General features: G+C 74.0%; 3 protein-coding genes. 2 read left to right on the forward strand and 1 reads right to left on the reverse strand.

Features of this window, described 5'->3' with window-relative positions:
* Positions 1 to 1,182, forward strand: a 1,182-nt coding sequence (locus AB0H81_RS44075; RefSeq protein WP_358388282.1) for an NADH-ubiquinone oxidoreductase-F iron-sulfur binding region domain-containing protein, incomplete at its 5' end; no start/stop codon positions are given.
* Positions 1,183 to 1,380: 198 nt separating this feature from the next.
* Complete coding sequence (locus AB0H81_RS44080) at positions 1,381 to 2,820, forward strand: FAD-binding oxidoreductase (RefSeq protein ID WP_358388285.1); 1,440 nt, start codon at positions 1,381 to 1,383, stop codon at positions 2,818 to 2,820.
* Here AB0H81_RS44080 and AB0H81_RS44085 read toward each other — a convergent pair.
* A partial coding sequence (locus tag AB0H81_RS44085) for an acetoacetate--CoA ligase (RefSeq protein ID WP_358388288.1) occupies positions 2,788 to 3,988 on the reverse strand: 1,201 nt, incomplete at its 5' end. The two genes, AB0H81_RS44080 and AB0H81_RS44085, sit on opposite strands and share 33 nt — an antisense overlap.

Raw genomic sequence — 3,988 nt, forward strand, 5'->3', positions numbered from 1 at the left:
CCCCACCTCGTCCTCGACGGCGCCGTGCTGGCCGCCGAGGCGCTGAACGCCCGCGAGGTGGTCGTCGCCACCGCCCGCGGCGAGGTGGCCGAGTCCTCCATCGCCGCCGCCGTGGCCGAGCGGCGCGCCGCCAAGGTCGCGGGCGCGAGCGAGAGCCACATCCCGATCCGCGTGGTCGGGCTGGAGGAGCGGTTCATCTCCGGTGAGGGCGGCGCGCTCGTCCGCGCCGTGAACGGCCTGGAGGGCATCCCGCCGGGCCGTAAGAAGCGCGCCGCGAACAGCGGCGTGGACGGCCTGCCCACGCTGCTGTCCAACACCGAGACCTTCGCCCAGCTCGCCATCCTCGCCGAGCTGGGCCCCGAGAAGTACGCCGAGGTGGGCACCAGCAAGGAGCCCGGGACCGTGCTGCTCACGGTCAGCGGCGGCGCCGCGACCAACGCGGTCATCGAGGCGCAGACGGGCACGCTGCTGGCCGACGTGCTGGACCTGTGCGACGCCGAGCCGGGCGAGGGCGTGCTGATGGGCGGCTACCACGGCGCCTTCCTCACGCCCCAGGCGGCCGTGTCGGCGGTGATCTCCCGCGAGGGCATGAAGCAGGCCGGCGCCGACCTCGGAGCGGGCATCATCGTGCCGCTGGGCGAGGCGACCTGCCCGCTGGGCGAGGCGGCCCGGGTGGCCGCGTACCTCGCCGCGCAGTCGGCCGGTCAGTGCGGCCCGTGCCGGCTGGGCCTGCCGGACGTGGCCCGCCAGCTCCTCGCGCTCGCGGACGGCACCGGCTCGACCGACGCCGTGCGCCGGTCCGTGCGGGCCGTCGAGCGGCGCGGCGCGTGCTTCCACCCGGACGGCACGGCCAAGTTCGTGCTGTCGGCGCTGGACGCGTTCGAGAGCGACATCGCGCTGCACCTGGAGTTCGGCTCGTGCGGCCGGCCGGTGCTCGGCGTGCTGCCGCTGCCGGAGCAGGAGGTCGAGCCGGAGTACCGGCTGGACGTGGACTGGACCCGCTGCGAGGGGCACGGGCTGTGCGCCCACCTGCTGCCGGAGTTCGTGGCGCTGGACGAGTACGGGTTCCCGTCCTTCAAGACCGTGCCGGGCTGGATGGCGAAGGAGGCGCGCCGGGCGGTGGACATGTGTCCCGCGCTGGCGTTGCGCCTGGCCGAGTCGTCGATGGCGCGCACGGGCTGACCGCCTCGGGCCCGCCGGGAGGGGCTCCGGCGGGCCCGGGGTTCCTCCTCGCCCGACGCCCTTGGTTCGCCGTCCGTGGTGCGTGCGGCACCCGCCGGGATGGGGCCGCCCCGCGAGGGGACACCAGATCGTGATGAACCCGTCCATCCACGGCGGCATCTCACCGGATGTGCTGACGATGATTACGGGGAGCTGACCATGGACCGCCGCCACTTCCTTCGCGCCGCCGCGCTGGCGCCGGCGCTCGCCCCGGCGTTGACCCCGGCCTTCGACCGGCCCGCGCGGGCGCAGGCGCCCGACTGGGCGAAGCTGCGGCGCGGTCTGACGGGCACGCTGGTGCTGCCCGGCGACTCCGCCTACGGCACGGCCCGCCGCCTGTTCAACCCGGTCTTCGACCGGATCAGGCCGCGCGGCGTCGCCTACTGCGAGAGCGCCGCGGACGTGGCGGCGAGCCTGGCGTTCGTCCGCGCGCGGGGGCTGCCGGTCACCGCCCGCTCGGGCGGCCACTCCTACGCGGGCTGGTCGACCGGAACCGGCCTGGTGGTGGACGTCTCCCGGATGAACAAGGTCCGCTACGCGGAGGGCCGGGCGACGGTCGGGGCGGGGGCCAAGCTGATCGACGTGTTCTCCACGCTGGCCCGGCACGGGGTGGGCATCCCCGCGGGCACCTGCCCCACGGTCGGGGTGGGCGGCCTCGCGCTGGGCGGCGGCATCGGCGTGCTGTCCAGGAAGTACGGGCTGACCTGCGACACGCTGGAGTCGGTACGGATCGTGACGGCCGACGGGCGGATCCTGGACTGCGACGAGCGGCGTCACCCGGACCTGTTCTGGGCGTGCCGGGGAGGCGGCGGCGGCAACTTCGGCGTGGCCGTGTCGTTCACGTTCCGCACCCACGCCACGCGCGACCTCAACGTCTTCTTCCTGCGCTGGCCGTGGGCCAAGGCGGGCGCCGCGCTGACGGCCTGGCAGGGGTGGGCGCCCGGCGCGCCCGACGACCTGTGGTCCACGCTGCACCTCACCCGCGACCCGGGCGGGCCGGAGGTGCGGATCACCGGGGTCCACCAGGGCTCCAGGGCCGAGCTGGACCGGTTGCTCGCGCCCGTCGTGGCCCGGATCGGCCGGCCGACGTCCCGCAACGTCTACCGGACGTCGTACCTCCAGGCGATGAAGGTGATGGGCGGCTGCTCCACGCTGACCGTGGACCAGTGCCACCCTTCGCCGCACGGCCGGCTGGGCCGGGCGAGCTTCGCCGCCAAGTCGCACCTCGCCTACCGGCCGCTCACCCCCGAGGGGGTGCGCGCGATGGTGGCCGAGGTGAACCGGCCGGGCCCGCACTCGGTGCTGATCGACGCCATGGGCGGCGCCGTGGCGCGGGTGCGGCCGGACGCGACCGCCTTCCCGCACCGGGCGGCGCTCTACAGCGTGCAGTACTACCAGGAGGGCGCCGACCGTTCCTGGCTGCGCCGGATCCACACCGCGATGGCCCCGCACCTCGGCGACCACGCGTACGTCAACTACATCGACCCGGACCTGAAGGACTGGCGCGCCGCCTACTACGGGCCGAACGCCGCCCGCCTGGCCCAGGTCAAGGCCGCCTACGACCCGTCACGCCTGTTCCGGCTCCCGCAGGGGGTCTGAGGGCCGGAAGTGCTCCAGGACCTCCGGGTTGGCCATGGCGTCGGGGTTGGCGGCCTGCTCGACGGGGGTGCCGAGCAGGATCTTGCGGACCGGCACCTCCAGCTTCTTGCCCGACAGCGTGCGCGGGATCCCCGGTACCGCCCGGATCTCGTTGGGCACGTGCCGGGGCGACAGCTCGTCACGCAGCGCGGCGCACAGGGCCCGGGTCAGCTCGTCGGTCATCTCGGCGCCCTCGGCGAGCGTCACGTACAGGAGCAGCCGTCCCTCCTGGCCGAGCACGCCCGTGTCGATGACCAGGCTGTCGGCGATCTCCTCGAACCGCTCGACCACCCGGTAGAACTCGCTGGTGCCCATCCGGACGCCGCCCCGGTTGAGGGTCGAGTCGGAACGGCCGTAGATGACGCAGCTCCCGTCCTCGTCGATCTTGATCCAGTCGCCGTGGCGCCAGACGCCCGGGTAGACGTCGAAGTAGCTGTCGCGGTAGCGCTCGCCGTCCGGGTCGTTCCAGAACATGACCGGCATCGAGGGCATCGGCTGGGTGAGCACCAGCTCCCCCACCTCGCCGGCGACCGGCCGGCCCTCGGGGTCGTACGCCTCCACGGCGGCGCCCAGCGATCGGCACGGGATGACGCCCGCGCGGATGGGGTGCAGCACGGTCGCGCCCACGAAGCCCGTGCACACGTCCGTGCCGCCGGAGAACGAGCCGATCGGCACGCCCGGCAGCTCCTCGGTCACCCAGGCGAAGCCCTCGGGCGGCAGCGGCGACCCGGTGGAGCCGACGCCGCGCAGCCGCTCCAGCCCCTCGAGGTGCAGCCCCGACTTCAGCGAGGCCATGATGTACGGCGCGCCCACCCCGAAGTACGTCACCCCCTCGGAGGCGGCGATCCGCCACAGGGTGGCCGGGGAGGGATGGGTGGCCGAGCCGTCGTAGAGCACCGGGACGGCACCCACCAGCAGGGCGCCGATGAGGTAGTTCCACATCATCCAGCCCGTGGTGGTGTACCAGAAGAACACATCCCCCTCGCCGAGGTCCTGGTGGAAGGAGAGGGACTTCAGGTGCTCCAGGACCACGCCGCCGTGGCCGTGGACGATCGGCTTGGGCAGCCCGGTGGTGCCGCTGGAGTAGAGGATCCACAGGGGATGGCCGAACGGCACCCGCTCGAACTCC

This window comes from Nonomuraea sp. NPDC050691, from assembly GCF_040654455.1.
Lineage (GTDB): Bacteria > Actinomycetota > Actinomycetes > Streptosporangiales > Streptosporangiaceae > Nonomuraea.